At 44.8% G+C, this 26,809-nt stretch carries 26 protein-coding genes and 1 tRNA gene; 7 read left to right on the top strand and 20 right to left on the bottom strand.

From position 1 onward, the window contains the following. Positions 1–18: 18 nt before the first annotated feature. Positions 19–1,116: a tRNA 2-thiouridine(34) synthase MnmA gene (gene mnmA / locus K6T91_08930; protein ID MCL6472916.1), complete on the top strand. Its 1,098-nt coding sequence runs from the start codon at positions 19–21 to the stop codon at positions 1,114–1,116. Between the two features lie 4 nt (positions 1,117–1,120). Here mnmA and K6T91_08925 read toward each other — a convergent pair whose 3' ends face one another. Together K6T91_08925 and K6T91_08920 are read right to left on the bottom strand one after the other, a co-directional pair. Continuing rightward, complete coding sequence (locus K6T91_08925) at positions 1,121–1,828, bottom strand: hypothetical protein (GenBank protein ID MCL6472915.1); 708 nt, start codon at positions 1,826–1,828, stop codon at positions 1,121–1,123. Between the two features lie 414 nt (positions 1,829–2,242). Further along, the gene (locus K6T91_08920) at positions 2,243–3,328 is read right to left on the bottom strand and encodes a peptidoglycan DD-metalloendopeptidase family protein (GenBank protein ID MCL6472914.1); all 1,086 of its coding nucleotides are present in this window, start codon (positions 3,326–3,328) and stop codon (positions 2,243–2,245) included. Positions 3,329–4,193: 865 nt separating this feature from the next. On the opposite strand from K6T91_08920, the gene K6T91_08915 reads away from it, so the two are divergent. Further along, positions 4,194–4,664 (top strand): ATP-binding protein, encoded by a 471-nt coding sequence (locus K6T91_08915; protein MCL6472913.1) that lies wholly within the window; start codon positions 4,194–4,196, stop codon positions 4,662–4,664. 29 nt (positions 4,665–4,693) lie between these two features. On the opposite strand, the gene K6T91_08910 is transcribed toward K6T91_08915, so the two are convergent. From K6T91_08910 to K6T91_08900, 3 genes are all read right to left on the bottom strand, one after another. Then, complete coding sequence (locus K6T91_08910; protein MCL6472912.1) at positions 4,694–6,031, bottom strand: TldD/PmbA family protein; 1,338 nt, start codon at positions 6,029–6,031, stop codon at positions 4,694–4,696. Continuing rightward, positions 6,028–7,470 (bottom strand): TldD/PmbA family protein, encoded by a 1,443-nt coding sequence (locus K6T91_08905; protein MCL6472911.1) that lies wholly within the window; start codon positions 7,468–7,470, stop codon positions 6,028–6,030. The genes K6T91_08910 and K6T91_08905 overlap by 4 nt, the downstream gene beginning before the upstream one ends. Before the next feature lie 276 nt (positions 7,471–7,746). Beyond that, entirely contained in the window at positions 7,747–8,910 is a 1,164-nt protein-coding gene (locus K6T91_08900; protein MCL6472910.1) for a C40 family peptidase, read from the bottom strand. 189 nt (positions 8,911–9,099) lie between these two features. Here K6T91_08900 and K6T91_08895 point away from each other — a divergent pair. Continuing rightward, positions 9,100–9,173, top strand: a tRNA-Met gene (locus K6T91_08895). Positions 9,174–9,323: 150 nt separating this feature from the next. Here the strand turns inward: K6T91_08895 and K6T91_08890 are convergent. Beyond that, complete coding sequence (locus tag K6T91_08890) at positions 9,324–9,998, bottom strand: hypothetical protein (GenBank protein ID MCL6472909.1); 675 nt, start codon at positions 9,996–9,998, stop codon at positions 9,324–9,326. Positions 9,999–10,473: 475 nt separating this feature from the next. Here K6T91_08890 and K6T91_08885 point away from each other — a divergent pair, with 475 nt between their 5' ends. The 3 genes from K6T91_08885 to K6T91_08875 are packed head-to-tail and all read left to right on the top strand — an operon-like array spanning position 10,474 to position 12,839. Beyond that, positions 10,474–10,623 carry a hypothetical protein gene (locus K6T91_08885; GenBank protein ID MCL6472908.1) on the top strand — a complete coding sequence of 50 codons (150 nt, stop codon included), beginning with the start codon at positions 10,474–10,476 and terminating at the stop codon, positions 10,621–10,623. After that, a complete protein-coding gene (locus K6T91_08880; GenBank protein ID MCL6472907.1) occupies positions 10,604–12,067 on the top strand; it encodes an HD domain-containing protein in 1,464 nt (487 codons plus the stop codon). Before K6T91_08885 ends, K6T91_08880 begins: the two co-directional genes overlap by 20 nt. 58 nt (positions 12,068–12,125) lie before the next feature. Further along, a complete protein-coding gene (locus K6T91_08875; protein MCL6472906.1) occupies positions 12,126–12,839 on the top strand; it encodes a M15 family metallopeptidase in 714 nt (237 codons plus the stop codon). Between the two features lie 63 nt (positions 12,840–12,902). On the opposite strand, the gene K6T91_08870 is transcribed toward K6T91_08875, so the two are convergent. The 14 genes from K6T91_08870 to K6T91_08805 all read right to left on the bottom strand — a co-directional run bounded on the left by K6T91_08870 (position 12,903) and on the right by K6T91_08805 (position 25,211). Beyond that, complete coding sequence (locus K6T91_08870) at positions 12,903–13,469, bottom strand: hypothetical protein (protein ID MCL6472905.1); 567 nt, start codon at positions 13,467–13,469, stop codon at positions 12,903–12,905. A gap of 15 nt (positions 13,470–13,484) precedes the next feature. Then, positions 13,485–13,799, bottom strand: a complete 315-nt coding sequence (locus tag K6T91_08865; GenBank protein ID MCL6472904.1) for a hypothetical protein — start codon at positions 13,797–13,799, stop codon at positions 13,485–13,487. A gap of 161 nt (positions 13,800–13,960) precedes the next feature. After that, the gene (locus K6T91_08860) at positions 13,961–14,581 is read right to left on the bottom strand and encodes a PilZ domain-containing protein (GenBank protein ID MCL6472903.1); all 621 of its coding nucleotides are present in this window, start codon (positions 14,579–14,581) and stop codon (positions 13,961–13,963) included. 124 nt (positions 14,582–14,705) lie between these two features. Beyond that, the gene (locus K6T91_08855; GenBank protein ID MCL6472902.1) at positions 14,706–15,476 is read right to left on the bottom strand and encodes a FliA/WhiG family RNA polymerase sigma factor; all 771 of its coding nucleotides are present in this window, start codon (positions 15,474–15,476) and stop codon (positions 14,706–14,708) included. A 24-nt stretch (positions 15,477–15,500) separates the two neighbouring features. Beyond that, positions 15,501–15,959: a hypothetical protein gene (locus K6T91_08850; GenBank protein MCL6472901.1), complete on the bottom strand. Its 459-nt coding sequence runs from the start codon at positions 15,957–15,959 to the stop codon at positions 15,501–15,503. A gap of 37 nt (positions 15,960–15,996) precedes the next feature. Beyond that, positions 15,997–16,674 (bottom strand): PilZ domain-containing protein, encoded by a 678-nt coding sequence (locus K6T91_08845; GenBank protein MCL6472900.1) that lies wholly within the window; start codon positions 16,672–16,674, stop codon positions 15,997–15,999. 7 nt (positions 16,675–16,681) lie between these two features. Beyond that, a complete protein-coding gene (locus K6T91_08840) occupies positions 16,682–17,950 on the bottom strand; it encodes a MinD/ParA family protein (protein MCL6472899.1) in 1,269 nt (422 codons plus the stop codon). Further along, on the bottom strand, positions 17,943–19,073 hold the full coding sequence (gene flhF / locus K6T91_08835; protein MCL6472898.1) for a flagellar biosynthesis protein FlhF: 1,131 nt from the start codon (positions 19,071–19,073) through the stop codon (positions 17,943–17,945). Before flhF ends, K6T91_08840 begins: the two co-directional genes overlap by 8 nt. Further along, positions 19,070–21,145 carry a flagellar biosynthesis protein FlhA gene (gene flhA, locus K6T91_08830; protein ID MCL6472897.1) on the bottom strand — a complete coding sequence of 692 codons (2,076 nt, stop codon included), beginning with the start codon at positions 21,143–21,145 and terminating at the stop codon, positions 19,070–19,072. Before flhA ends, flhF begins: the two co-directional genes overlap by 4 nt. Before the next feature lie 142 nt (positions 21,146–21,287). Further along, complete coding sequence (gene flhB, locus K6T91_08825; GenBank protein ID MCL6472896.1) at positions 21,288–22,370, bottom strand: flagellar biosynthesis protein FlhB; 1,083 nt, start codon at positions 22,368–22,370, stop codon at positions 21,288–21,290. Then, positions 22,367–23,137 carry a flagellar type III secretion system protein FliR gene (fliR, locus tag K6T91_08820; GenBank protein MCL6472895.1) on the bottom strand — a complete coding sequence of 257 codons (771 nt, stop codon included), beginning with the start codon at positions 23,135–23,137 and terminating at the stop codon, positions 22,367–22,369. Before fliR ends, flhB begins: the two co-directional genes overlap by 4 nt. 14 nt (positions 23,138–23,151) lie before the next feature. After that, positions 23,152–23,421 carry a flagellar biosynthesis protein FliQ gene (fliQ, locus tag K6T91_08815; protein ID MCL6472894.1) on the bottom strand — a complete coding sequence of 90 codons (270 nt, stop codon included), beginning with the start codon at positions 23,419–23,421 and terminating at the stop codon, positions 23,152–23,154. Between the two features lie 39 nt (positions 23,422–23,460). Further along, complete coding sequence (fliP, locus tag K6T91_08810) at positions 23,461–24,207, bottom strand: flagellar type III secretion system pore protein FliP (GenBank protein MCL6472893.1); 747 nt, start codon at positions 24,205–24,207, stop codon at positions 23,461–23,463. Between the two features lie 62 nt (positions 24,208–24,269). Continuing rightward, on the bottom strand, positions 24,270–25,211 hold the full coding sequence (locus K6T91_08805; GenBank protein ID MCL6472892.1) for a flagellar biosynthetic protein FliO: 942 nt from the start codon (positions 25,209–25,211) through the stop codon (positions 24,270–24,272). 477 nt (positions 25,212–25,688) lie between these two features. On the opposite strand from K6T91_08805, the gene K6T91_08800 reads away from it, so the two are divergent. After that, positions 25,689–26,809: hypothetical protein (locus tag K6T91_08800; protein ID MCL6472891.1), on the top strand; the 1,121-nt coding region annotated here is incomplete at its 3' end.

Raw genomic sequence — 26,809 nt, 5'->3', positions numbered from 1 at the left:
TATTGAGAACTGGTGGTTATGTCTAGCAAGAGAACACGTGTTGTCTGCGCTATGAGCGGCGGTGTCGATAGCTCGGTAGCGGCGGCCTTATTAGTTGAGGCTGGTTATGAAGTAATCGGCATAACGATGAATATTTGGCCATCGCCAAAGACACCCGACGATGCCGAGCGCTTCGGTGGCTGTTGCTCGCTGTCGGCAACCGATGATGCCAAAAAGGTAGCGTACAGGCTTGGCATCCCGCATTATACGTTTGATTTCCGCGAGGTATTCAAAGAAGAAGTTATTGAAAACTTTGTCTCTGAGTACAGGCGAGGGCGTACGCCAAACCCGTGTATCAGGTGCAATCAATTTATAAAATTTCAGGCTCTTCTTCATAAGGCCCTTGCGGTTGGTGCAGATTACATTGCAACCGGCCATTACGCAAGAATCGAACATAATAAGCCTATGGGAAGATATATCCTAAAAAAGGGGATCGATAAAAGCAAGGATCAGTCATATGTACTCTACGTCTTAACGCAAGATCAGCTTGCGCGCACGCTTTTCCCGCTTGGGGAGCTGACCAAGGATGAGACGCGCAAGAAAGCTGAGGAGCTTGGCTTGCCCGTTGCTAAGAAAGCTGAGAGTCAGGAAATATGTTTTGTCCCCGATAAAAATTACCCCAGGTTTGTAAGCGAATATGTACCTGGCGCTGAGCGCCCCGGCCCCATCTATGATAAACAGGGAAATGTGCTGGGCGTTCACAAGGGCATTATCCACTATACAATCGGACAGAGAAAGGGATTGGGTATCCCTTCACCAGTTCCCCTATATGTGATTGCAATAAGGGAGGAAGAAGATGCAATTGTAGTTGGCACAAAAGAGGACCTTAATAAAACCGTGCTTATCGCACATGAACTTAACTTCATATCGATTCCTAGCCTGATCGAGCCAATGGCCGTTACGGCAAAGATAAGATATAAGGCGCCTGAATCCCCGGCGAAGATATCGCCGCTTGCTGGGGGCAGGGTAAAGGTAGAGTTTGAACATCCCCAATCTGCGGTAACACCCGGCCAGGCTGTAGTTTTTTACGATGGAGATGTCGTGGTGGGGGGTGGAACTATTGAAAGGTCTCTTTGATTTTTTACGCCTTTGAGTACGGGCATTGCGCACCGAGGCATTTATAAGGGTTCCTCTTCATGTGTTGGCATCTTGATCTTTTCCGCGGAAGGTTCAAATCAAAGTGCTCTTTGATTGCCAGGCAGGCACCATCGATTGCAAGCTTAACGCTTAACTTACAGCAAGTCCCGCGATACCAGGCTATATCTGAAGCCGCGTAATTAGTTATCTCCATGCTGATTTGGCGCTCTCTTGCTTTTGGCACGTCGCATGTTGCATCGGTTAGTAGGCTAAACACTGCTCCAGCTGCTAAAGCGGCGCCGTAGGCACCGTAATTTGCGCACATACAGGAAGGTATTTTATCGGTCCAGGTTCTATCAATGGTCCTTCGGATAAAATTATTATCCACCTTAATTTGCTCCCCGTTATAGAAGATGGGACCACTATTCTTAAGTGCAGCCATAATCGATGTGGCAACAATTGTATGGTGCTCGCCACCGATCATTGGAACAGAAGGATGGCTCATTATTTGGTCGGCAATTTCCATGGGGTCGTTTAATTTAGTATTCAGCACGACCCCCACTATCGCGCTAAATGCATCTTTACCATGGCAGGTGTCGCATACGAAGTGCCCGTTTGGGCAGGATATGCTACCATGCTTAGTTTCCCCACAGAAATAGCATGTGAGGAGTTCAGGGTTAGCTTTGTAATCTAACTTGCCACCGCATACCATGCAGTTTTCTGAATACTTTTTTACCGGAGGTGCTCAGCAATCACCTGTTGGGCGGATTATATCGGCCATTTTCTGACTCCCTCATCAAGTTAGCGGCTATATAACTCTATTTACCTATATTATTATATCGTCATTTAGAAATCAAAAATGCAAATTGCAGGTATTTTATTCTCCGACGTCATTAATAGTTAATAAGTGCCGACCAAAAGGAAACCTGAAGGGAGAATGATGTAAATTAGAAGGCTTAAGCTAATTTTAGGCACTTAATTTACGGCTCTAAGCCTGCTTAAGTAAAGCAAAAAGGCTATACTGCTTTGCTTTTGGAAATCCCTAAAGGGCTGTGCTATGCATAAGCAGCGGCTAGAGAATTTTGCCAATAACTTAAAATCCGGCTAAAAAGCTTTTTAAGGCGCCCTACTTGTCAACACTTTTTAAAAGGGGATAAGGATTCACCGCTCTTTCTCCCTGTGGATGAAACTCAAAATGCAGGTGCGGTGCAGATTCTGGCGCGTTTCCGGTGCTGCCGACCTTGCCGATGACCTGTCCCGCACCGACCCGCACACCTGGCCTGATACTTGGCTCAATACAATCCAGGTGCGCATAGTAATAGGCATTTCCATCGTCACCAACAAGCCAGATAGTGATGCCGCCTATCCCACGGCTAAAAGGCGTTGCCTTGCCAATAACGCCGGATGTGCAGGCGACAGCCGGCGTGCCGCGTGCGGCCATGATATCAGTGCCCTGGTGCCGGCGGCCACCAGACCGAGCGTTACCCCAGCTATCGACATAGGTGTGCGCTCCAGCAACAGGGAAGACAAACCCACCGCGGTTGCTTCCGCGAGATGCATAATTGTAACGCAAGGAAGGTTTTGCTGGTGCATTTCTGTTATCAAACCGAAGGCGGCTTGACCTGGCGTTGAAATTAATACTAACAAGTATGTCTTTTCGCGATACAAGTGCATTATTGATTTCATTGTAGCGCTGCTGTGCATCTGCAAGTTCTCGGACTTTGTCTTCCCGTAAAGTTAGTAGATTAGATCTATGGCTGAGCAACTTATATTTCAGGGTCTTTAACTCATCAGCCGTCTTAATGTTCCGGTTAAGAATGTGCCCAAAGGCACCCAATTTCGTGAGAAAGTCGTTTAGACTGCTAGAAAATACGAGAGCAGAGAGGAGGTTGTATGACCTAAAACTGTAGCTGTAAAATTTATCTTTGCCTGTATTGTTCTTAAGGCTATCCAGTTTTACCTGGACATATTTTAACTTTGAGTTGCAAGTATCTATCTTTAAATCTAACGATTGCACTTGGGTGAGAGATTTTTTATACTCGGCTGTTGCGGTCTCTAGATATTTTTCATCGCTTGCTATCTGCTCTTGAATTTTCTCGATCCGGTTGCTGAGGTCATATCTTTGCTGAGAAGCCATAGCTAAAGAAATATTTAAAACTGTAAACAGTGCAATTAGCACCAGTAGAATCAACATTGATTTGCATACGCGCAAATACACCACTTCCTTTCATTGGTATTGCAGCCAAAATGGCAAAAGATTATTTTTCTTTAAATGCAAAGTTTTGTACCTGCTCGGTTGATTGTTCTGTTAATTGTCGGTTTATTGGTAGATCGAAATGAGGATAAACTGGTGGATGTTGGGGTTTTGCTGTTCTAGTTCTAATTATTTTAATTATGCTTTGGTTATTGCTTTATTTACTTTGGGGTTTGACGGCCTTCGTTGTTTTTTAAAGCTTGCTTTTCTGCCCTTACTTGTTGAAAAAGGCCGTTTTTTAAGCGCTTTATACATCACTCCTTGTTTCCGATTGCCCTAAGTTATAGATTTTGAATGAAAATCCATTGGATGTCTAGACCAAAATTTTCCAGCTATAGAAGGGCATTATAGCGCAAAATGCTATTTATGCAGGTAAACGTAGGCAAAAGACAATTATGGTTTAGATGGCAAAATTAGTAAAAATCGCAAACGAAGTCGCAGGCAATTATTAGGGATCAGGTAATGGCAATACCCCGTATACTATAATAATAGACCCGCTTACCAGCTATAATGCATAGCAGAGTTTTTTAAAGCTGTTTAAAATGCTTGCAAAGACAGGGAGGATTCTGCTAATCTAATAAGTAAGTTAAAAATAAATTGAGCGTTTCCAATTTAGACCACGGATAGGTAATGGCGCCCCTCCAGTTACTTATCCGGGTCTATTATTTTTGGCGATATGTTTTGATATTGTGCGCTTTACGTATATTCTCAAGTGCGGTTCTCTGGGGCAGCTGACGAACAAATTATCATCGTTACTAAATTTTAGTAAAGATGTTATCGGCATAAAGGTATATATTAAATAAATCGCAAAGGAGTTCGGAATGTGCGATCAAAGAACGGCATAAAGGATAAAATCCGGCTTACCGTTCCAGCTAAAGCTAATTACCTGGCAAGCATCAGGCAGTTAGCTCTCGATGTGGCCCACAGTACATCTTTAAGTGAAGATGAGATTAAGGATTTTAGTCTTGCGGTTATGGAGGCCTCTACCAATGCCGTTATGCATTCCAAGAGTGACCTTGTAACAACGATATTTAGTGTTGACGGCGATTGTTTGATTGCGAGGATAATCGACAGGGGACGTGGGTTTAAGATGCAAAAGCCAAGGAACTCTTTTCCGCCGTCTAACAGACAGGGTGGACGGGGCATACCGCTGATGAACAACCTCGTAGATCTTCTGAAGATTAAGAGCCAGAACGGTAGCACTGAAGTAACCCTTGTAAAATGGCTAAACCATAATAGGGTTTCAGGTCAAGAGGTAAGGAATCAGGAAAGGAGATTAAAAGTAAGTAACTAAGCCTCAGGTCCAGCTCTGGCTTCTAGGCTCTAGAATTGAGTAACACCGGTAAAGTTAAATTCGCTTACCTTTATCCACGGAACATATGCTGGACCGAGAATTCCTTCCTTAAGTTGTCTGTCTAACGATATTGCATCGATTTTGGATAGTGCTTCTACTATGCTCTGCGTAAAACGAAGATTTTTTATCGGCATCTTCACTTTTCCATCTTCGATTAAAAAGGTACCGTCCCTTGTCATTCCGGTTAATGTTGTCCTAATTGGATCTTCCATATTGGTATAGTGGAAGCGGCTTACCAGAATCGCCTGTTCGCTTGTTCTGATCATCTCAGCCAATGACGAATCGCCCGGAGCCATTATTAAGTTTAGGGGCATGGGACCATAAGGGTTAGGAGCAGGGAGGGCATGGCCTGTAGATTTTTTCCCTTCTTTATTTGCGGTGTAGCTGTCGTAACAGACGCTCTTTGCTATGCCGTTTTCTATAAATACCACTTTTTCTTTTGGTACGCCCTCAAAATCAAAGGTTAGGCCGATTGTATGTGGATCATATGCATCGTCCCATATCGATACCCTTGGATCTGTGATCTGCTGTCCGAATTTATCTTTCATAAAGCTTCTGCCCTCTTGTAGGGCAAGAGCGCTAAAACCCGCAAAAGCCATAAAGGAGACCATATCGGCGACCGCATAAGGAGAGAGTATAACTGTGTAAAATCCAGGCTTAAGCTCAGCCGGGTTTTGGCCGCGGATTGCAGTCTCCTCGGCCTCGAGCGCAATTCTCTCGACGTCTATGTCGTTTACGTTAACGGCAATCGCACTGCTAAATGCCGAGCTTGTCTCGGACATGACAACCGTCTTTAGCTCGGCCTCACTTATTGTTTCAACCGCATTTACCCCTAAAGAATTGGCTAACCCTAGCGTGCTGTATCCTGTGGAATATGCACCGGCTGCTGTCAAGTTTCTTGCTGCGACTGCTCCTATTAGCCTTTGTAAATCTAAAGCCCTCTCTTTTGGCGAATAATTAACCGTAAGTTTAGAAACTAAATCTCTTAGCTCTATCGGTCTTGGCTCGGGCAGGGATACAAAATCGGGGTCTGGGGGGCGCCGCTCTGCGATCTCGATTGCTTTGTCTACCATCTCTTTTATTGACCCTGCATCAAGTCGGTTAGTAGAAGCATATCCCAGCTTTTTATCGACTACCGCTCTAATCGATACGCTCACATTAGTCTCGGCCACATTTTGGTGGATGTAATTGTTTGAAAAACGCGTTAAAGCGGTGCTGGTGCTGCTTACCAGTACCTCAGTTTGATCTGCTCTTGAATAATCTATTGCAGTTTGCATGGCTTCTTGAATTTTATCCTTATCTATCATCTGCCGACTCCCACCTTAACATTTCTAAACCTTGCCGGAGAGGCCCCGTGCGCTACGTGGGCTATCTGTGTCGGCTCACCCTTGCCGCAGTTTGGAAGGCCCCAGACCCGCCACTCGCTCGGTCCGGCAATTGCGTCACAGGATTTCCAGAACTCAGGGGTTATACCGGTGTAGTTTGGATTTTTAACCATCGAGCCTAACTTCCCCTTTTTTATCTCCCAGCCAATTTGGGTCGCAAACTGGAAGTTAAGCCGCTTGTCGTCGATGCTCCAGCTTCTATTAGTTGCTAGATAAAGGCCATCATCGACCTCACTTATCATTTCCTCCAGGGAGGAATCTCCTGGTAGAAGGTTTATGTTTGTCATGCGAATCAAGGGGATCCTACCCCAACCATCGGCCCTTGCACAGCCGTTGCTTTGCTGACCGATTACCGGAGCTGTTTCACGGTCGGTCAGATATCCTACAAAGAGCCCGTTTTTTATAATATCAAATTTTTGCGCAGGAACACCCTCGTCATCATATCCAAATGTGCCGAGGGCATGAGGGATAGTCGCATCTGCGTTGATATTTACGATGGGTGAGCCATACTGAAGTTTATTTAGCTTATCAAGCGTCATAAAGCTAGTTCCGGCGTAACTTGCCTCCATGCCGAGCACCCGATCAAGCTCAGCCGGGTGACCGCAGGATTCATGAACCTGGAGCGCAAGCTGGCTGCCGTCTAAGATCACCGTAAATTCTCCGCTAGGGCATTGCTTGGCCGATAGGAGCGCGACCGCTTCCTCAGCTACCCTTGGTGCATGGTCTTTTAAATTTAACCCTTGGATAAATTCATATCCGGCGGTAGCAACATCGCCGCCGTGAGAGTTAGGATATGACCGTTCCTGGACTTCAGCCGCCTGGATTGCAACTGCTTCAATTGCTGCGCCGGACTCAGTTATCTCTTGCTCTATATAGCTTCCCTCAAGATTGGCAAATATTTTTTTCTCTCTTGATGTCGACATTGATGCGGTTGAGATAGCAACACCTTTGGTTTTTCTTATGATCTCTTCGGCTTCGCTAAGCAGTGCAAGTTTGTCATCAAGTGAGACCTTGAAGGGATCAATTTCCATAGGAGATTTATAACTATCCTGGATAGCCTGAGCGGGGGCAAGGACTACATTCTCTTTTTTTATCATTGCGCTTGCTTTGGCGATCTCGACGGCAAGGCGGGCAACGCGCTCAATCTCACCCTTATCGACTAAAAAACTGCCGGCAAAACCCCATGAGCCATCTGCAACAACTCTAATTCCGAAACCATAATTAGTTGAAGCTGTCAGCTCTTCGACGCGACCGTTTTTAATTGCTATCGATTCGCTTTGTTTTTCAATAATCCGGATATCGGCATAGGTTGCTCCGTAGGTTTTGGCCACATCAAGGGCAAGTGAGGTCAAATCCTTCATTCGCGTTCTCCTTTACCAGTTGGAATGATACTTGAATTCCCAAAATTGTATCTATTTAAGCATTGCATAAACCGGTTTGCAAAGCCATTGTTTTATTGGAATGGGCTAGGTAGCCTAAGTATAAAATGGCAGCTTGATGGCAAAAGAGGCCTATGGAGCAGGCTAAATATTCAAAAAAACAAGAATCCTGCGCTATATCCTGCGCTATAAAATCAACAAAAAGCATAAAGTTTTTTAAAAATCAGAGCTTTGCTTTTTAGGCTGTTATTTAGATTGTTAATTACTCGGGATTATACTTATTATCCTGCGGGCACGCGCAAAGTCATTGCGGTCACTTAGGCGGCTGATCTTTACGAAATCGTTTCGTTTAGGTGCATGAATATAATAGCCTTCTCCGAGGTAAATGCCGACATGGTGGATCGGATTGCCAAAGAAGACAAGGTCGCCAGGTTGCATTTCCTCATAGTCAACCGGCGCACCAAGCTCGGCTTGGGCGCGGGAGTAATGCGGCAGATTGACACCGAACTTTGCAAAGACGATTTTTACCAGGCCGGAGCAATCAAGGCCAATCTCTGGATCTTCTCCACCCCAGACATAGGGAATACCTATATACTGGATTGCCTCAAAACCGATTGTGCCCGGCTCAAGTGATAACCTATCATTTTCTGATTTTTGTGAAAGCTGTTTTACAAGCTCGGCTTGTTCTTGCTGTTGTTTAGCTTGTTCTGCGTCCAGAATCGCCTGAATTTGTGGGTCGATACTTGCAAGAATCATTGCTTCTTGTTTTAATTTTTCTTCAATTGCTTTCTTTCTGCCCTCAAGTTCAGCTGTTATCTCTCTTTGCTGGGTATAGAGCTGGTCAAGAGTTTTTTTGGTAGTTTCAATCTTCTCTTTTTGGTCGCGAAGCTTTTGCAGCAGCTCAGCATCTTGCTCGCTAATCTTGATCAGGAAGCTTAGTCTGGTATAAAGCTCGGCGAAGCTACCGTTGTTAACGATTGCTTCCAGCGGTTCCATATCGCCATGCTTATAAATTTGAGTTACGCGTCCATTTATTATTTCACGCTGCGCATCAAGCTCTGCCTCAAGCCAGCGCAGTTTCTCACGCGTCTCATTGAGGCTTCCTTCGATGGCGGCAAGCTTAGCGCTTTCACCGTAATAATCGGTATTTAAGCGCTCAAGCTCGTCTCCAAGCATATCAAGTTCTTGTCTTATTCTCGCTGCCTGAGCTTGCTTAATTGCTGCATCTGCGTCAGCCAGTGCTTGTTCTAGTCCGGCCGTGGCAGTTGTTTCTGTATTTGGTTCGTTTGCCGTAATAGCTACGTTATCATTTGTCGGTGTTGTGGTTGTAAGATCCGGTGCTGGTGTTGCTGTAACTGGATTAACAAAAACGAACAGCAATAAAAATGCGAGAACGATACAGATTGTCTTGCGGCGAGACAACGAATCCTCCCAAAAGCTTTCTTAATCAGATTCTACCACAACTGCTTAGCGATTGCCAAGGGTGTAAATGAATAAGCCCGCTATATTCTGGATTACCAAATACTAACTTTTTATAAAAGCGGTCTTACTGCTTTTGCATTGAAAATTGCTTTGTGATATCATCGTATCTGCCGGAAAAAGGCAAAACGACGCGGGGTGGAGCAGTCTGGTAGCTCGTCGGGCTCATAACCCGAAGGTCGCAAGTTCAAATCTTGCCCCCGCTACAAGTAAAAGGGCTCCAAAGAGCCCTTTTTTTCTTTGCCCGGTTTTTGCAGAAATATCAGGTGTTAAGGCAAGCATTCATTAGGTCTGCTTTCACAAATTTGCAAAGCTCAAAGTATAAAAGCGCCGATCAGTAAATCGAGCGGTGCCTGTCACCGGGCCTTTGAGCAGGTATCTGAGCATGTTTTGGCATCGTAGCGTCTGATTCCCTTGGGGCCGGCGGAAAACACCCGTGAACAAGCTGGGTTATCGCAGATCCGGTACTCGAGGCTCTTTGAGTCGGTGGTCATATCAAGATAGATGCGAAAATAAAAGGCCTGTAAAAGGGAACTAAACTCTGCATTTCGGGCAAAACCACTTTTTTGGGGCACAGCAGTAAATGATACACCCTTTAGTTTTTCGCCGATAGTTGTGTAAACCAGGCTCTTTGCAATTTCGATAAACGATCCGGCGGGTTGGTAAGATGATGGTGAGGCGGCAATGAATTCTTGCAGGTAGTGTTTATCTTTTTCTGTTAGGGAGCCCTTTTCTGTTCTTGAGATTACGGCACAGGCTGTAAGCACAAGCCTGCATTCCGCAATTTTTTCCTTAAATTCTGCGATCAGTTCCTCTGATTTGTTTGTTAACAGGCCGTAGCGCGAAACAAATTTTAAAATCGACCTTTCCTTTGACGTATCTACGCGCTGAATTGCTAGGAATAGCTCGTCAGATGAGATTGGATTGTAGTTACTTAAGACAAAGTTGCTCCTGGCTTTTATATAACCTTTATCTATTCCGTAAGATTCGTAAACTGGCCACATGAATACAAAGCCATGCTGCTTAAGCATTATCAACCTTCCTTATAGTAGGATAAATATAATTAATCTACTTAAATTAAAGTTACCTTATATTAGCTTACAATCGGAAGCTTAGTAAGAAATATTTAGCATTAGGCAAAATATTGCCTATCAAAAAACATTGCTAAATATTGCCTATTTATTATTTGATTCTCCAGATGCTAATAATCGCTGCGTTGGAATTTATCCCAGGATAAGTCTTTAAAAGCTTATTTTAAGATTTTTCTACCTGCCAGCGTAATTTTTTAAGAATGCCATGCGAAATGTCGATATTTAACGTATAACCCCTAGGTGATTAAGCGGGTGGTTTGGTTGTACTCTCTTATATTGCACAATGTTTTTGAATACGGACACATATTTCCCCTAGGTCTATCTGTTGTGGCAATTATATTTTTGCTGGTTAACCGCGTAAATCTCAAGTCGTGCCGTTACTATACCTACTATCTGGTTTGCACAGGTGCATTTTTTGCTTACAAATGTTATCTATGTCGCTAGTTTGGTCTTTGGCCTGCGCTTTATGCACAGCTTTGCTGCAATCGGTGAGACGGTAAGTATATTACCGGTTGTCTGGATAGTTAGAAGAGAGTATTTAAAGGATGGCCGAGCGGATGCTTGATATCATCTTTCGCTCTTTAAATTTAGTTTTATGCTTGGTCGGGATGTACTATGTTTTCCGGCTTAGGCGAACTGAAAAAGGCCGCTTCCGCATAATCCTTGGGCTCGTTCTTTTTGCCTTTACGACAACAAACGAATTTGCAATTGGTTACACATTTACCGGTAACCCAATTTATCATTTGCTCATAAGCTACCCAAGCATGGTAATACCAATGCTTCTCATCATGGATATTCTCTTGCGTGTGCAAGCTATGGAAGGGGATAGGCTTGTACAGCGTGAGCGGCAATCATCGATCCTGCAGACCATAACTGCAAGAATTAACGATACGCTTGACGTAAGGCAAATTGTCAAGCCGACGCTTGAGGAGATGCTTCAAATACTCGAATTTGATGGAGCTGCGCTTTACCTGGCATCAAAGCGCAGCGATTACCTAGAGCTTTTATGGAAGGAAGGTCTTTTCCAGCAGACGCAGGTTGATTTATCAGTTGTAGCAGCCAAAGAAATATTTTCGGTTTTTTCGATGACCGAGAATGGTTTGGTTTATACGCGGGATATTTCTTGCGATCAGGAGTTTCAAATTTGTGATAAATTAAAGGCCGCTGGTGTTAAGACGGTAGTGGCGGTACAGCTTCGCAGCCAGAAGGAGTTTATTGGCGTTATCATCTTAGCAAACGAACAAGAAGTAAGCATCGGATTTGAGCAGATGCGTTCTATCGGTGAGATTGCATCCTGGCTATCCGTTGCTATACGCAATGCAAGGTTGTGGGAGGATTTGCGCAAGGCTTACCTAAAAATAGTAATATCCTTTTCCAGGGCGGTTGAGGCAAAAGACCCGTACACAAGCGGGCACTCTGATAATGTAGCTAGGCTTTCGGTTGAGCTGGCATCCTATCTTGGTTTAAGTAAGTTAGAGATTGAAAAGGCATATATTGGAGCCCGGCTACATGATATCGGGAAAATTGGTATTCCCGAGTCTACCCTTAACAAGACCGGTACTTTAACTAAGGATGAATACAAGTTAATAAAAGAGCACGCTTATAAAGGTTACGAGATTACCCAGCCGATTGATAGCATGATAAAGATATCAGATATCATACTGCACCACCATGAGCGTTATGACGGCAAGGGGTACCCTCTTGGTTTAAGTGGAGAGCAAATACCGTTTCTGGCACGCATCATTGCTATAGCAGATGCCTTTGACGCAATGACATCGGATCGCCCTTACCGGAAGGGAATCCCGTATAAGGATGCTCTTGAGGTTATTGAGCAAAATAAGGGCACGCAGTTCGATCCAGTTCTTGCAACCAGGTTTGTTGAAATGATGAAGGACAACATTGACGACGACAAAGCCGATGTTGAGCAGAAAGATATTCCAACAATTACTGCCGATGAGCTGATGAGCTTGCTCAGCGATATGCTAAGCTCCGATTTTGAAGCTTCATAAGGGAAGAAGCACCAGGTTGGAAACCAAAATCCAGAGGAATAAATTTAGGGGTAAAGCCTTGTCACTTAGTCAGAGTCAATTAAAGAAAATATTTGGCGCTTTTTCGTACCGGGAAAATCCAAGAAGGAGGGGCGCTATTATCATTGACCCCGAATGGGTTAGGCGAAACATTGTTAGCATTGATACCCCCTTTGGGCGTTTTCCTTGCCACCGCTTGGTATCATCCCAAATGAAGGCGTTTATAGACCGGGCTGCGGCAGAAAATTTAATAAACGACATCGGTGGTATCTGGGTTCCAAGGCACGTGCTCTGGAACCCCGCAAAGCCGCTATCCGGGCATGCCTTTGGATGCGATATCGATATCAATGTTGACGATGGGTTGGATGGTCCAGGAGGTAAAATAAATTACGGTGCAAATTCTTTTCAGCCCACGCCGCTTATCGGGCTTGCAACAGAACATGGTTTTGAGTGGGGAGGCGCTTGGCGAAGTGCAAAAGATGGTATGCACTTTTCTTGCATACGGCTTATAGGGGATGCCATCCCATCTAACCGGAGCAATAGCGACGTTTTGCCGCTGCTCAAGCGGGGCTCTAGGGGAGAGAGTGTAAAGGACCTACAAAGAAGGCTTAACGAAAAAGGCTATAGGCTTGTTGTGGATGGAATTTTTGGTCCAAAGACAGCTGCAGCTTTAGCCAATTGGCAAAAGCGGTGTAATTTAAGAAGAAGTGCTCAAACTGACCCGCAAACCTGGGCAAGTTTAGTCAGGGGATAAAAACTCTTTACCTTTTAGCAGACCCTCTAGCTAAAACCTATTTTTTAATCTGCTGTTATCACTTTACACCATCGGCTGTCTGTACTGTTGCGGTGGTTGCTGGGTTTCTTGTTGGGGTCGAAGCTGTGCATCCATAGTGCTAATTTCCATCAAGTTAACGATAAGCTGCACTTCATCTGCGCTCATGCCGGTATGTTTCGCAATCTGTACCGGACTCCAACCCTTACGGCTCAGCTCGTGCACCTCTTTGTGCTTCACTACATGGCTTTGCTCAATCGATGATCCTATTATCGGGCTTTCATTTTGCCTCGGTTGCGGCGTAACAAGCGGTCTTAGCTCTTCACCATACTCATAGTAATACTGGAGTTGCCTTATGCGGTCATCTGCTTTCTCTATCATTGCGCTGAGCCGGTCGGCAGAATTCTCCATGTCTGCTAAGGCTTTTTGGACAGAGTCTTGGAGTTCTTTTATCAACAAAGAGAGGGAGTTCTCGAGGGAACGCAGTTCCTCCTTGCTCTCTCTGGCTTTATCGGCGGCGGATATCTTTCTTAAAATTACCCAGGTCAGTACAGGGATTGAAAGTAGGGCTACCGAGAGCACTATGACTATTGGTTCAAATCCCATATACATTGGCGTATCCAACTCCTAGATCTTTATATCGATGATATGCTCGGATGCTTCTAAATTGTTTGCTTTTTCTTTTTCAGATGAGCTGCTTCCTTGCTTCTTGCGCTTGTTTTGATTCTTTTTTTCAGCGTCGTTTCCTTTGGCGTTAATTTTTACCTCGTCTGTTTGCGGCGAGGAATTGACCTGGCGCTCCTTCTCTTCGCTCTTTTTTAGCAACTCGGCAGCGAATTGTTGTTGTTGGGTTTTCGGCTGTTGTTGCTGGACTTGCTGCAATCGCTCAACCTCTTGCATCTTTTGAATAATTATTTGCAAATCGGTTGGCCTGATAGACATAGCTCTTCCTTTCCTTAAAGAGCTTTAAATTAAAGTCCATTTTAGCTGTAAACCTGGAATGAATTATAACACTTTAATTCAGAGCTCACCAGGTGGAAAATATTACGGAAGGGGAGTTTAAGTTTTTTTCTTGAGTTTCATAAGCGCCAGCTGTTCTTGAGTTATGTATTTAAGTATCCTATCCCTGTCCGCTTCGCGTATTTTTTAAAGGTTACACCAAGTAAATATTCGTTTTTGATAATACTTCTTGGCACAACGCGAACCACTTTTCCGATTATCTCAACCGGCGATTCTCCCGGAAGGGTAATACTTAATTTTATCTCGGAATCGGCATAAATCGTTTTTGTGCTTCTTATGACCATCCCGATGCCATTGCCGCTGAGGTCCCAAACCATGCCCTCAACCGGCTTCATAATCTCCTCGCTAACATCATCATTAACTAGCTGATAGTGAACCAGCGCTGAGGGTTTTGAGACTCTAAAGTACTGCCGACGCTGTACTTGTTCTGCCTTTCCGGTTGGCTTGAGAATCATACGGCAGTTGTTTTCATCGGCCTCGACCAGCGCTGCTTCTATTAAGTAGGCTCCGTTTTCTTCGGGGACAACGATTGTTACCATATTTTGTGCAGCCTTTAGAGGGGTGGATTTTCTCCCCAACGCACTGCAGACCACAAGTTCACGGCTTAAGATGTTGTTAACACCAAATGGCCAGGACTGGCCTTCATCATCCTCAATATAGACTATCTGACCGGTTCTTATAATATCCAGCAATTCTGCCTGCATTTTTAACCCCGGCAAACACGTAAACCTCTACTTACTCATAGTCTCTGGTGCTAAGATTGTAAAAGCATATTTGTACTATTTATCGGCTTGATATGTGAAAAACAATAGTTTATTGCATAAATCTTTATACATTTACGCATAGATGTGACAGCTTTGCACGAAGTTTTAAGACTGCTTTTATCCTTATCTGGGATACTCTTGACTCGGATAACCCCAGTACTTCACAGGTCTCTCTGAGGGTAAGGCCTTCGTAGTAATAAAGTGTAATAACTAGCCTTTCCTGGTCGGTCAAAGATTCAATTCCATCGATTAGTGCGTCTCTTACTTCAGTAAGCTCTACCATCTCAGCAGGGTCGCTTGAGTTTTTATCTTCGATTCGTTCACCGAGGGTAACGCTATTTTCATCGTCCTGAAGTATCAAGTCATCAAGGGATATGAGAGGGAGGCGGCTTACTTCGGCAAGCATACTGTTGAATGATTCCATACTGACACCGAGTTCTTTTGCAACTTCAGCATCTGTTGCCGCCCTGCCGGTACGCCGTTCCACCTCGGCGTAGGCTTTGCTGATTTGCTTTGCCTTTTGGCGCATCGATCTTGGAGCAATATCGTAAGTTCTTAAACCATCAAGGATAGCACCCCTAATTCTGGGGATAGCGTAGGTTTCAAATTTTAAACCCCGGTTATGGTCAAATTTTTCAATGGCATCTATCAGGCCGAATATTCCGTAGCTAACCAAGTCGTCCCTTTCGACCTCGGCCGGAAGGTTATCCTTAATTCTCTCGGCGACATATCTTACCAATGAAATGTTTGATAATATAAGCTCTTCTTTTGCTTGAGGGTCGTTGTGAACTTTATAGAGCACCCATTTGCTTGGTGAAGACTGCGTTTTGTTCATTTTTCACCGTTTCCGAATTTACCTTTAAGAGCTGCTATCGTCCTTATCGGTTTCAATTCGTCTCGGCTTAAACGGTTCAAACACTTTTATTTCAGGATTTTCTTTGTCCTCTGTAAAATCGAGGTCTATATTTTCCTGGGGGAGAGAAGTTAAATCAAGGTTTTGACCTTTGTTTAATTCTTCTTTAAGCAGTTCGGCCTCTTGCAAGAGGGTATCTTTTTCCGCTTCTTCAATAAGGCGTTTTTCCTTTTCAAGCTCCTTATTCAACTCGATTATAGATTCCCTGGCGGCTTTAATGATAACTGAGTTAATAATCGTAAAAGCAGTCCAGGATAAAATAGCGCTGGCTAGAAATACAAGCAGGAAGCGTATGGTTATTATAGAGATGATGTCTCCACCTGAGAGTACGGCAACTACGAGAGATATAAGGCTTAAAACTGTACTAATAAGAATTGTTACCTTAATAATAGACTCATTAGACATCTAGTATTCCATCACACGCTATTTAACTGATAAAACATTAGCCTTGCTTATGCATACGGCGCTTTCTTCCTGCACGATCGAGCTGTTCTCTGAACAGATGACCTATTATGCGATCTCTGTCACGCTCCTCTATAACCGAAAAATGTACACAGAGAAGACTTTTGCCGACTACAGGGTCGTTAGGAATACACCTTATGACCTCGCCGATAAGGTTTATTTGCCGGCCGCTCATAAGCTCAATCTCCATAACAAGCGGCATTCCGGATGGCAATTCATCCTCCTTAGGGATGATAAGGGCTATCCCGTTTCCGCTTAAGTCCTTCACCGGCGCTTCGATCAGCTCGGCATCAAAAATATCCTCGGGGCCGCCAATCGGGCGGTACCTTGCTCTGACCATCGGCCTGATAAGCCGGAAAAACTCGCGTCGTTGGGTGTGTTCTACGTTATCAATAAGAGAGAAACTTATCTGCAAAGGGTCTTGCGTGACTTTGACCACCTTACCCCGAAAACGGTAGATGCCGTCTTCTGCCGAGTACGTAAGCGTAAGTTCAGCACCAGTTTCAATACTGGCATGGCGGTTTTTTTCCAATAGAAACTCGCAGGTTATGCTCTGACGGTCATCAGAGACGTAACCTATGGTAAACGGCCAGTTTTCACCGGGATTGACTTCAATTGCGACCAGGAGCCCGGGTCTTAAAAACCTACTTGCCTGCATATGTCACCTATCTTTCAAACAGCCTCGAAAGAAAACCTCGGAAACCGTTTCGACCCGCTATTTGGCTTCTATCCTTCCGCCCGGATTTGTCGATTTGCTCTGCAATTTGCATAATGCATTTCGATGCCTTTGAGTTCGGATATCCAATAACAAGGGGTTTTTGTTTTACCACCGATATATTAACTGTTGGGTCGGATAAGATATAGCCCAGAACCTCAATCCGTTTTCCTAAGAACTGCTTTGTCGCCATAATGATACGGTTTGCGATATCCTGACCCTCTTTCTCATCGGATACCATATTAACTACTAGTTTTATATCGACACCAGAATCCCTTTGGGTTAGCACTTTTATCATACCGTAGGCATCTGTAATTGCTGTTGGCTCTGGGGTGGTGATGATTATCGCCTCACGGGCTGCCAAGACAAATGAGATTATGTCTTTAGATATACCGGCGCCTGTGTCGATCAGCGTGATCTCGTATTCACGCTCTAGCTCAGAGAAGCTCTCCAGAAGTTTCTGCTGCTGCTCGTCACTTAAGTTGGCCAGTTCGGGAATACCTGACCCGCCGGGGACTATCTTTAAAGAATAAGGCCCTTTAACCAGGATTTCTTGCAAGCTTTTATCGCCATCAACAAGGTTCTTTAGGTGGTATTTTGGGTTAATGCCAAAAAGCACATCTATATTTGCAAGACCTAGATCGGCATCAAATAACATGACTTTTCTGCCACGCTTAGCAAGCGCAATACCTAGATTAGCGACAAGATTGCTCTTGCCGACCCCGCCTTTCCCGCTAGTTACTGCTATAACTCTTGTGGCCGAAGTTTGCGGGGTGGGCTTTGTATCCGGTTTCGGTGCGGGTGCCGGTGGCGTCGCAGGTATATCTAATGGTGGAACTATTGGCGGAATCACTTGCGGATCCAACGTCGGAGCGGGCGACTGAGTTACGGATGGGGAGGATATTGGGGCCGTCGTCTCAAAAATCTGCTCTGTAGGAGGCAATTTAACAGATGTTGGCTGTACCAACCCGGCTGCACGATTGCTTTCGGTTTTAATTCTGGCAAAAGCCGAGCCGATCCGCTCAGAGGCCGGTTTTTCAGGAGCAGTTTTTTCAGGCTCAGGCTTTGCATAAGTTGCATATTCTTTGGGGATAATGCCCCGTCCGGGCAAGGTTTTTTCAGACTTTCTTGCCATCGGATCAAAAATTAAGCTGGCACGATCTCTTTCTTCTCTGATTTTCTGAGCTAATTCCCGAAGTTTTTTGGCTTGATCATTCATCTAACGGCACCCCTAATATGAGATTGGCTAGTTTCTGTGATTCGGCCACCTTTATATCTTCCGGCACATTTTGACCTACCGTAAGATATGAGATGGGCAATTTTACTTTGTTTACTATGTTTAGCATTGTTCCAGGTGTGTTTGTCTCGTCCAGTTTTGTAAATATAATTTTATTTATCGGTACAACCGAGAATCGTTTAATTGCATTCATCTGGTCGGACATCTTGGTTGTTACACTTAAGACCAAATGTATTTCATTTGGTTCGCAGATATTCATTAAAACCGCGAGCTCATTCATCTGCGTCTCATTGAGCGGACTTCTTCCCGCGGTGTCAATAAATACCAGGTCTTTATCTTCATGACGCTCCATTGCTTCTCTTGCGTCTTGACTGTTAAATACGATCTCGATCGGCGCACCGATGATTTCCGCGTAGGTCTTAAGCTGCTCAACTGCAGCGATTCTGTACGTGTCTGCGGTGAGAAATACCGCTTTTTTACCCTCATATAGGCAATATCTTGCAGCCAGCTTAGCGATCGTTGTTGTTTTACCGGCTCCGGTCGGCCCAATCAGGGCAATTACTTTTTTTTGCCCGTAATCTAGGGAGAGGGGAGGGCTTACGGGTATCATTTTTGCCATCTCGCTTCGAAGTTTCTCATGAAGTATCTCTGGCGTGGCAAGCTGTGAAGTGGTTAGCTGCTCCTGGACGGATTTCATAAGTTTCTTTGCAATGTCATCCTCGACCTTTGACTGGAGCATTTTTTCATAGAGATCAAGGAAGCACGCGGGCACTTCCTGAAAGAGTGGATCGGTAAGCTGACTTGCAATAGTTTTGACTATCGACTTGATTTCTTCCACTTCTAGCTGTATCTGATCGAACCTTGCGTCGATTGCCTCACTGGCACCATTTCTTGATGCTCCATTCTTGCTGGCGTTCTCCTTTTGATCTGCCAGGTTAACATCCAGCGCAGCCGTTATTTCGACGGAGCTATTCTTAAATATTCGCAACGGCCAGGGTCTCTGCAGACGTCTGGTATGCAATATAATCGCCTCGGGACCCAGATCGTATTTTACTTTAGATATCGCTTCTTCCATGCTAGAAGCCTCATAACGCTTTATTTTCACGCCAGGGTCACCATCCCGATAGATTGTAGTTCGAACTCCGGTGCAATCTCATTGTAAGATAAAACGGCAACGTTAGGCAGCTTTCTCTCAAGTATTTTTCTAAGCGGACGTCTCACGTTTGCAGAGCAGATAACCACCGGGCTCCTGCCCTGGGCGTAGGCCCGCTCAATGGTCGTTGCAAGATCTCCGATTATCCTTTGTGTTATTGATGGGTCTAGCGAAATTGTTATTCCTTGGTCTGTGTACTCGATTGCCTCTGATATCTCTTTTTCAATCAATGGATCGACTGCAACTACGTCAAGCCTGCCGTTGCTAGACTGATGCTGCTGACAGATGTTTCTGCCTAGTGCCTGGCGCACGTACTCGGTTAACATTTCCATGTTTCTGGTTACCTTTGCCGTGTCTCCGAGCGTCTCGAGTATCGTTACCATATCTCGGATAGATACACGCTCGGCAAGGAGGTTTTGCAGCACCTGTTGAATTTCGCCGATGGTCATTATGCTTGGGACAAGTTCATCGACTACCACCGGATAGTTTTGTTTGATGCTATCTAAAAGCTGCTGTACATCCTGGCGGCTTATTAGTTCATGAGCATATTTTTTAGACAGCTCTGAAAGGTGGGTGATGATAGCCGATGTCGGATCAACTACGGTATATCCCATAACCTCCGCCCTCTCGCGGGCTTCCGGAATTATCCAGAAAGCGGGAAGGCCAAATGCCGGGTCTTTAGTTTCTTCGCCTGCTAACCGGCCGGTGGTCATACCGGAGTCAATTGCAAGCAGATAATCTGCGATGACTTCGTATCTTGAGACCTCGACGCCCTTTATCTTAACCCGGTACTCGTTTGCCGGGATCTGAATATTATCTCTTATGCGGATTGGCGGTATCACATAGCCTAGCTCCATCGCGATTTGTCTTCTCATCAGCGTGATTCGGTCAAGAATTTCCCCGCCCTGGTCAGGGTCAACCAGGGGGATAAGGCTGTAGCCGATTTCAAGCTCTACTGGGTCGACCTGAAGCATATCGACTAAAGACTCAGTTCCGCCGGGTTTCTCTTCTTGGGCCTCCGTAGCTTCCATAACTGCAGTAGATTGCTTTTCAGCTTGCCTTATGTAATAAGACGCCGTTGCAGATAGGCCCCCGACGATAAAGAAGGGAAGCTTAGGTATCCCTGGGGTAAAGCCAAACAATATGATCAGAATTGCTGCAATCATAAGGGCACGGGGCTGATTGAATAACTGCTTGGACAGGTCATGGCCAAGGTCGTTTTCTGAGGCGACCCGGGTCACTATGACACCGGATGCGGTGGAGAGAAGAATTGTTGGCACTTGGATAGCAAGTCCCGCCCCTATTGCGATCCGCCCAAAAGTCTGAAGCGATGTCATAAGGTCCATGCCTTGCTGGGTTGCTCCTACTATAAATCCTCCAATAAGGTTAACAGCGGCTATTAAGATGCTTGCTGTTGCATCGCCCCTGATGAACTTTGATGCGCCATCCATAGCGCCGTAAAAATCTGCCTCTCGCTGGACATTTCGCCGTCGGCGTTTTGCTTCTTCCTCTGTAATGAGCCCGGCATTTAAGTCGGCATCTATAGCCATCTGTTTACCAGGCATGGCATCGAGAGTAAACCTTGCGGCAACTTCGGAGATACGGGAAGTACCTGAGGTGATGACTATAAATTGAACCGCAGTTAGAATCAGGAAGATAACTATGCCTACGACATAATTATCTCCAATGATTATCGAACCAAATGCATTTACTACGCTTCCGGCCGTGCCGGTTGATAAGATAGACCTTGTGGTTGAGATGTAAAGACCCAGCCTGAACAACGTCATAATGAGCAGCAGTGTGGGGAACATTGAAAACTCAAGTGTGTTGTTGTTTATCATGGCCACAAATATAACAACGACTGAAAGGATTAGGTTAAATATTAGGAGTGAGTCGATTACCGCGCTGGGTATCGGTATTAAAAGCAATGCGATTATTAACGCAATAATGAGTGCAAGTATCGCGTCGCTGTATCTATTGACCTGCCCTATCAATGATGCGTTTACTGCTTGATCTGAAGCCATATCCGTTCCAGCACTAGTTCCACAACTGCATATTTCTGTTCAGTATATTTTATATTATTTGCGCTTCAAATGCTATCAGCTATCAGCACTAAGCAGTCAGCTTTTAATTTCTTATGCTTTAAGCTAATGGCTAATAGCTTCCTTAAATTCTAGACCCTCGTTTATTAATCTGATAAACGTACGCAAGAATCTCTGCTACTGCCTTGTAAAGATGGTGTGGGATTTCCTGGTCTACTTCGACGGATTTGTATAGAGACCGGGCTAGGATTTTATCCTCGACTATAGGGACGTTGTGCTCTTTGGCTATATTTTTTATCCGCTCTGCAATCAGCCGCTGTCCTTTTGCGACAACTTTTGGGGCGTTCATGGTGCCGGCGTCATACTTTATTGCGATAGCGAGCTGGGTCGGGTTTGTTATAACGACATCTGCGGTTGGTACTTCCTGCATCATGCGTCTCATGCTTATCTCCATTTGCTTGCGCCTGATTCTTGACTTAATCTGTGGGTCTCCCTCGGCCATCTTGTATTCTTCTTTTACCTCTTGTTTCGTCATCATAATATTTTTCTCGAACGTGTATCTCTGGTAGGCATAATCAAATGCGGCAATAACCAGAAGCGCAATACCCGTTTTGATCCCGATCTCATAAGCTATCGAGCCAAGCGTAGCAAGCATCCCCCATATATCCATGTCTATAGTGCGGATTATCTCACCGTAGTTATCTCTTATAATTAAGTAGGAAATATAGCCGACAACGACTATCTTAATCGTTGACTTGGCAAGCTCCACGAAAGCTTTAGGAGAGAAGAGCCTTGAGGCTCCTGATACAGGGTTGAGCTTTTTAAGGTCTGGTGCCAGTGGCTTTGTTGTAATTTTAAACCCAATTTGAGCGACGCTTGCGGCTATGCCTACTGCCAGGACGACTAAAGATATGGGTAGAATCAATCTTATGAAAAATATTGCGAGGTTTAAAAACAGTGAAAAGATTGCTTGCTCATTTAGATCAAAGGTGGCTGTGCTTGTTAGAAAAAAACGCATAAGGTCGCTTAAGCCTTCAAAAATGCCCTGACCAAACGATCTAAGAGCTAAAAAAATGGCAAGTATAATCAGGGCGGAGTTAACCTCCATGCTTCTGGCAACCTGTCCTTTTTTCCTAACCTCGGACCTTCGCCGAGGCGTAGCCTTTTCGGTTCTACCGTCCTTGTCCACCGCTTCACCGAATCCTATCTGATCGAGTTAATAAGCAGGTTAGGCATTTGATCGAAAACTCTTAGCATATATGCAAAGTAGAAAGATAGCATAGCAACTACTGTTGCTAATCCGATGCCGATCCTAAGCGGAATTCCCACGATGAACACGTTCATCTGCGGAACTGTTCTTGCCACGATACCTAAGGCTAATTCAGTTATAAAAAGAACTCCAATGGCGGGCCCTCCGATTTTAAGTCCAATAACAAACATGTCAACAACCATATCAATAAAGTTGTTTGTCAGAGATGGCGAGAACGAAAAAGCGGTAAGGGGAACTAAGTCGAAACTCTTTGCGAGCGCTGTAAGCAAATAGTGATGCCCGTTTATCGCAAGAAAAACTAAAATTGCAAGAAGGTTTTTGAACTGGCCCATAATTGAGATAGAAATATTGCTGAGCGGGTCGATAACGTTTACCATTCCAAAACCCATCTGAAAATCTAAAATCTGTCCCGCAAGCAAAAATCCCATGAATACCATGGTTGCAGTAAAACCTATTATAGCGCCTGCGCTAAACTCTTTAGCCAATAGCATGGCATACTCAAATCCACTGATTGTTGTAGCTAGATCAGGGCTTTTGACAAAGGGAAAGAGGGCAATTGATGTCATTAACGATAAGCCTATTTTTACCTGCGGGGGAATATTGCGGCTCCCCAGGACGGGCGCAAGGAAGAATACGCCCGAAACCCGGGTTAGAATGAGCAGAAAAGTCAATAGCTGCCTTGAGTCGAACGGCAATATATCCACGACATCTCCTTATCTCACTTGAGATAGCTTGGCAGGTTAATCAATAGGTTGGCCGTGAAATCAACAACCTTGTGAAGCATCCAGGGCCCAAATAAAGCTAGGGCGAGCATGGTTGCAAGAACCTTTGGGATAAAGGTCAATGTAAATTCCTGGATTTGTGTAACTGCCTGCAATATGCTTATGACGAGGCCGGCTACTAAACTAAAAAGCAGGACAGGAAGCGCGATCTCCATAGTTATCACAAGCGCGTTTTTTCCAATTTCCATGGCAAGTGAATCTGTCATTTTACGCTCCTTTGATTAGCTTTCAGTCTTAGTTAGCTATTAGTTAAATCCCATCACCAAAGCTCTGGTAACCAAATGCCAGCCATCGACCAGCACAAACAGTAATATTTTAAGCGGCAGCGATATCATTACGGGTGGAACCATAAGCATGCCCATAGACATGAGTACGCTTGCGGTCACCATATCAATAATCAAAAACGGTATAAAAATCAGAAAACCAATTATAAAAGCCGCTCTTAGTTCGCTTATTATAAAAGAAGGGATAAGCACATATGTGGGCACATCTGCCTGTGTCCTTGGCCGTTTAATTTTTGCAAGGTGGACAAAGAGCGAAAGGTCTTTCTCTCGCGTTTGCTTAAACATAAACTGCCGTATGGGCTGGGATGCGTTATTGTACGCTTGCTGATAGGAAATTTGCCGTGCCGTATAAGGTTTGATTGCAGTATCGTTTATCTGGCCGAAAACAGGCGCCATTGTAAAAAATGTTAGAAATAAAGCCAACCCGACCAGTACCTGGGTAGGCGGAATTTGTTGTGTCCCAAGTGCGTTTCTAATAAAGGCAAGGACGATCACTATACGTGTAAAAGATGTAACCATGATTAGCAGTGCAGGGGCTAGCGAAAGGATTGTAAGCAGCAAGAGAACCTGTATGCTTACGGCTAGATCTTGAGGCCCTTGGGCAGCCTCAACTCCAAATGAAATTTTGGGCAGGGGGATATTTCCGTTGCCAGTGATGCCGTCAGCACCGGGCTCGGCAGTGACAATACCGCTCATGACAGAAAACATGAGTATTAGGACTATAATGCATATTCGAATTAGCCGCTTTTTAAGCTTAGGTGAAGCTTTAATCACCGTTTATCTTCACCCCTGTTGGATGATGAGTCAGACCCCCGTGCTTTTTGCTCTTGCTCCTTTATCTCATCCAGCAACTTCCTGATATTGTCTCCGGTTGAATAAAGGTCATCTTTCCAATCTGCAGCACTGTTTGCTGTTTTTCCACGGCGCTTCTTTACCGATTTAACCGTTTTCCCTTGGACCGGGGTTGAGAATCGTTTCGAAAATCTCTCAAGTATACCCTGGAAGGGTTGTAATGGCTCAGGTTTTTTGGCAGCGGCCTTTCTAAGCTCCTCGACATGATCTGTCTCTGTGAATTCGCTAAGGAGGTTAATATTATTGCCCGTCAATCCAAGGGCGAGCACTTTGCCTGCTATCTCAACCAGGCATACTGCTTTCCCGGGGGCGATATATTTTACCTCCAAAATATTGACCAGGTCACCGCCACCAAACGCGTTATACTTGGTTGTAAACAGCTTAATACCATAGACCGCAAGGAAACCGATGCCAAGGACGAGGGCAAGGTAAAAGATGTATTTTATGATATCCCATATCGTATAGATAAGCTGGATAAAGAAGCTAGTCTTCTCCTTAGGCTTTCCCGGGTCGTCGTATTCATCAACCAGAAACTTGCCATCAGGCTCAGAGGAGGGTTTTATTGTTGAATTATTGCTGCTATTGCGGCCAGACTGAGCATCCTGAGCATTATCGTTAGTGCCACGCTGGTTGCCCCGGTTTATCTGCTCGACCGCCAGGTTTGCTGCACCACTAGTTATAGTGGACGAAGCGTCAATGGCCGGTGCGGCCGCAACAGGGACGTTGGCCATACCTGTTAAAGGGGGTTCTTGTGCTGGCTTTGCAAAGGTTGGTGCCGCAAAAAGAGCACAAAATATCAGGGCAAGAAGTGTTGCTTTTATTACATATAAAGGACCCTTCCGGTTTTTATCTGCGTACATAGTTATGTTTCCTGTCTGTTTTTTTATTTGCTATGATTGACCGGTATGATTGAATACCTATTCGCTTGTTAGGTGTGCATTTACCGGGCCTTTCCCGGGACTGTCATGATTTGCTAAACCAGCACTTCCACTTTTATAAATATCCCAAAGTTGCCTCGCTAATGCAAGTACCGTGCCGTTGCCAAGCAAGCAAAACAGAGCTTCATCCAGCTAGCTTTTATTGCATTAATCAGCTACTAAACCAATAGCATAAACCTGTCGATTAAATAGTAAAATAGCGTATTTGCATGGCAAGCCAGCAATAAATGGCAGAAACATTTCAGGAGGTATAAGTGGCAGGTATAAGCTCAAGATAACTTGAAATCAGCTTTGCCTGTAGTTAATGGGTGCAAATATACCGCCAGTTTTTCTCATCAGCCGTATTTAGTCTTTTAATTATTTGACGATAAGGTTAGTAATCTCTAATAGGAGGTCACGTTGAATAGGGGTTTTACCATGTTAAGCCGTCTCTCATTGACGGTAAAAATAGCGACTATGCTTGGGCTTATGGTCATGCCAGTAATTATACTAAGTATAGGCAATCTAAGCACTGGCTCGGGAGCTGGCCATGGCGCTGCGTTTTATCGAAAGTATACAAATATGGCGGATGCTGCCGGCGGGCTGCAGCATGCAATTGGGCAGAGCCAGATGACGGTAAAGGACCTAGTAGTTACCGGTGATGCCACAAAAGTGCAGTTATATAGGCAGTTGCAAGAGCAAGTCAACACAAAGATTGCAGATCTTGAAAATGCTGTAGATTTGCCTGGCGCAAAGCCGGTAATTGCGCTTTTGAAAGAGGATATGACAATTGCCAACCAAAAGGCACAGAGCGTTTTCGATGTTTATGCTGATCAAAAAACTGCCCGTCAAAGGGTGGAGGATTTCGATAAAGCTGTAAGCAAAGCCTCAGCCGATGCAGATAAAATCCATGGGCTCGTTAAGGAATATGAGACCGACCTTTTAGGGCAGACTTCTTCAGCCTTAAGAAAAGCCAACGTGGTGAACTTGTTGGCACTTATTATGTCCTTAGCTTTTGGGGTCCTTACATTTTTTATGATAAAGACCCGGGTCTTACAACCGACCAGATACGCTTTCCAGAAGATATCAAAGGCCTCAAAAGGATTGTTTGATACTTTAACTGAAGTCACGCTGAACTCCGAGGCTATCGTTAACAAGAACTCAGAAGTGGTTGCGTCTGTCAGTCAGTTTTCCCATGGCTCTGAAAGGCAGGTTAGTTCTGCAACAGAAATAAATCAGCTGGTTAATCAAATCGCGACTGCAGTAAGCCAGGTGGCAAAGGGTGCACAGGAGCAGGCACGTGATGTTGCAGAGGCCAATAGTATGATAGAGCAACTCTCCACGGCTGTCGGCGATGTAGTTGAGAGCGCGCAGACGGTTGCAAGAGTTGCTTCCGAGAGTCTAGGCACAGCAGAGAAAGGCAAGCAATCTGTGGATGAAGCCCTGTCAGGCATGGAATCGATGAAAGACACTGTCTTAGACAGTGCCAACAAAATACAGACCCTTGGAGAGAAGTCAAAACAAATCGGTGAGATCATAGA

The organism is Bacillota bacterium (assembly GCA_023511485.1).
Lineage (GTDB): Bacteria > Actinomycetota > Aquicultoria > Aquicultorales > Aquicultoraceae > CADDYS01.
Note: the sequence above shows the minus strand (reverse complement) of the source record. Positions and strands in the feature narration are given on the sequence as shown.

Excerpts from the sequence above, each read along its gene's own strand:
- mnmA (MCL6472916.1), top strand. The coding sequence starts at position 19 with ATGTCTAGCAAGAGAACACGTGTTGTCTGCGCTATGAGCGGCGGTGTC.
- K6T91_08925 (MCL6472915.1), bottom strand. The coding sequence starts at position 1,828 with ATGGTATGCGGTGGCAAGTTAGATTACAAAGCTAACCCTGAACTCCTC.
- K6T91_08910 (MCL6472912.1), bottom strand. The coding sequence starts at position 6,031 with ATGATAGATAAGGATAAAATTCAAGAAGCCATGCAAACTGCAATAGAT.
- K6T91_08905 (MCL6472911.1), bottom strand. The coding sequence starts at position 7,470 with ATGAAGGATTTGACCTCACTTGCCCTTGATGTGGCCAAAACCTACGGA.
- K6T91_08890 (MCL6472909.1), bottom strand. The coding sequence starts at position 9,998 with ATGCTTAAGCAGCATGGCTTTGTATTCATGTGGCCAGTTTACGAATCT.
- K6T91_08880 (MCL6472907.1), top strand. The coding sequence starts at position 10,604 with ATGGCCGAGCGGATGCTTGATATCATCTTTCGCTCTTTAAATTTAGTT.
- K6T91_08870 (MCL6472905.1), bottom strand. The coding sequence starts at position 13,469 with ATGTATATGGGATTTGAACCAATAGTCATAGTGCTCTCGGTAGCCCTA.
- K6T91_08865 (MCL6472904.1), bottom strand. The coding sequence starts at position 13,799 with ATGTCTATCAGGCCAACCGATTTGCAAATAATTATTCAAAAGATGCAA.
- K6T91_08860 (MCL6472903.1), bottom strand. The coding sequence starts at position 14,581 with ATGCAGGCAGAATTGCTGGATATTATAAGAACCGGTCAGATAGTCTAT.
- K6T91_08855 (MCL6472902.1), bottom strand. The coding sequence starts at position 15,476 with ATGAACAAAACGCAGTCTTCACCAAGCAAATGGGTGCTCTATAAAGTT.
- K6T91_08850 (MCL6472901.1), bottom strand. The coding sequence starts at position 15,959 with ATGTCTAATGAGTCTATTATTAAGGTAACAATTCTTATTAGTACAGTT.
- K6T91_08845 (MCL6472900.1), bottom strand. The coding sequence starts at position 16,674 with ATGCAGGCAAGTAGGTTTTTAAGACCCGGGCTCCTGGTCGCAATTGAA.
- K6T91_08840 (MCL6472899.1), bottom strand. The coding sequence starts at position 17,950 with ATGAATGATCAAGCCAAAAAACTTCGGGAATTAGCTCAGAAAATCAGA.
- flhA (MCL6472897.1), bottom strand. The coding sequence starts at position 21,145 with ATGGCTTCAGATCAAGCAGTAAACGCATCATTGATAGGGCAGGTCAAT.
- fliQ (MCL6472894.1), bottom strand. The coding sequence starts at position 23,421 with ATGACAGATTCACTTGCCATGGAAATTGGAAAAAACGCGCTTGTGATA.
- fliP (MCL6472893.1), bottom strand. The coding sequence starts at position 24,207 with ATGTTTTCTGTCATGAGCGGTATTGTCACTGCCGAGCCCGGTGCTGAC.
- K6T91_08805 (MCL6472892.1), bottom strand. The coding sequence starts at position 25,211 with ATGTACGCAGATAAAAACCGGAAGGGTCCTTTATATGTAATAAAAGCA.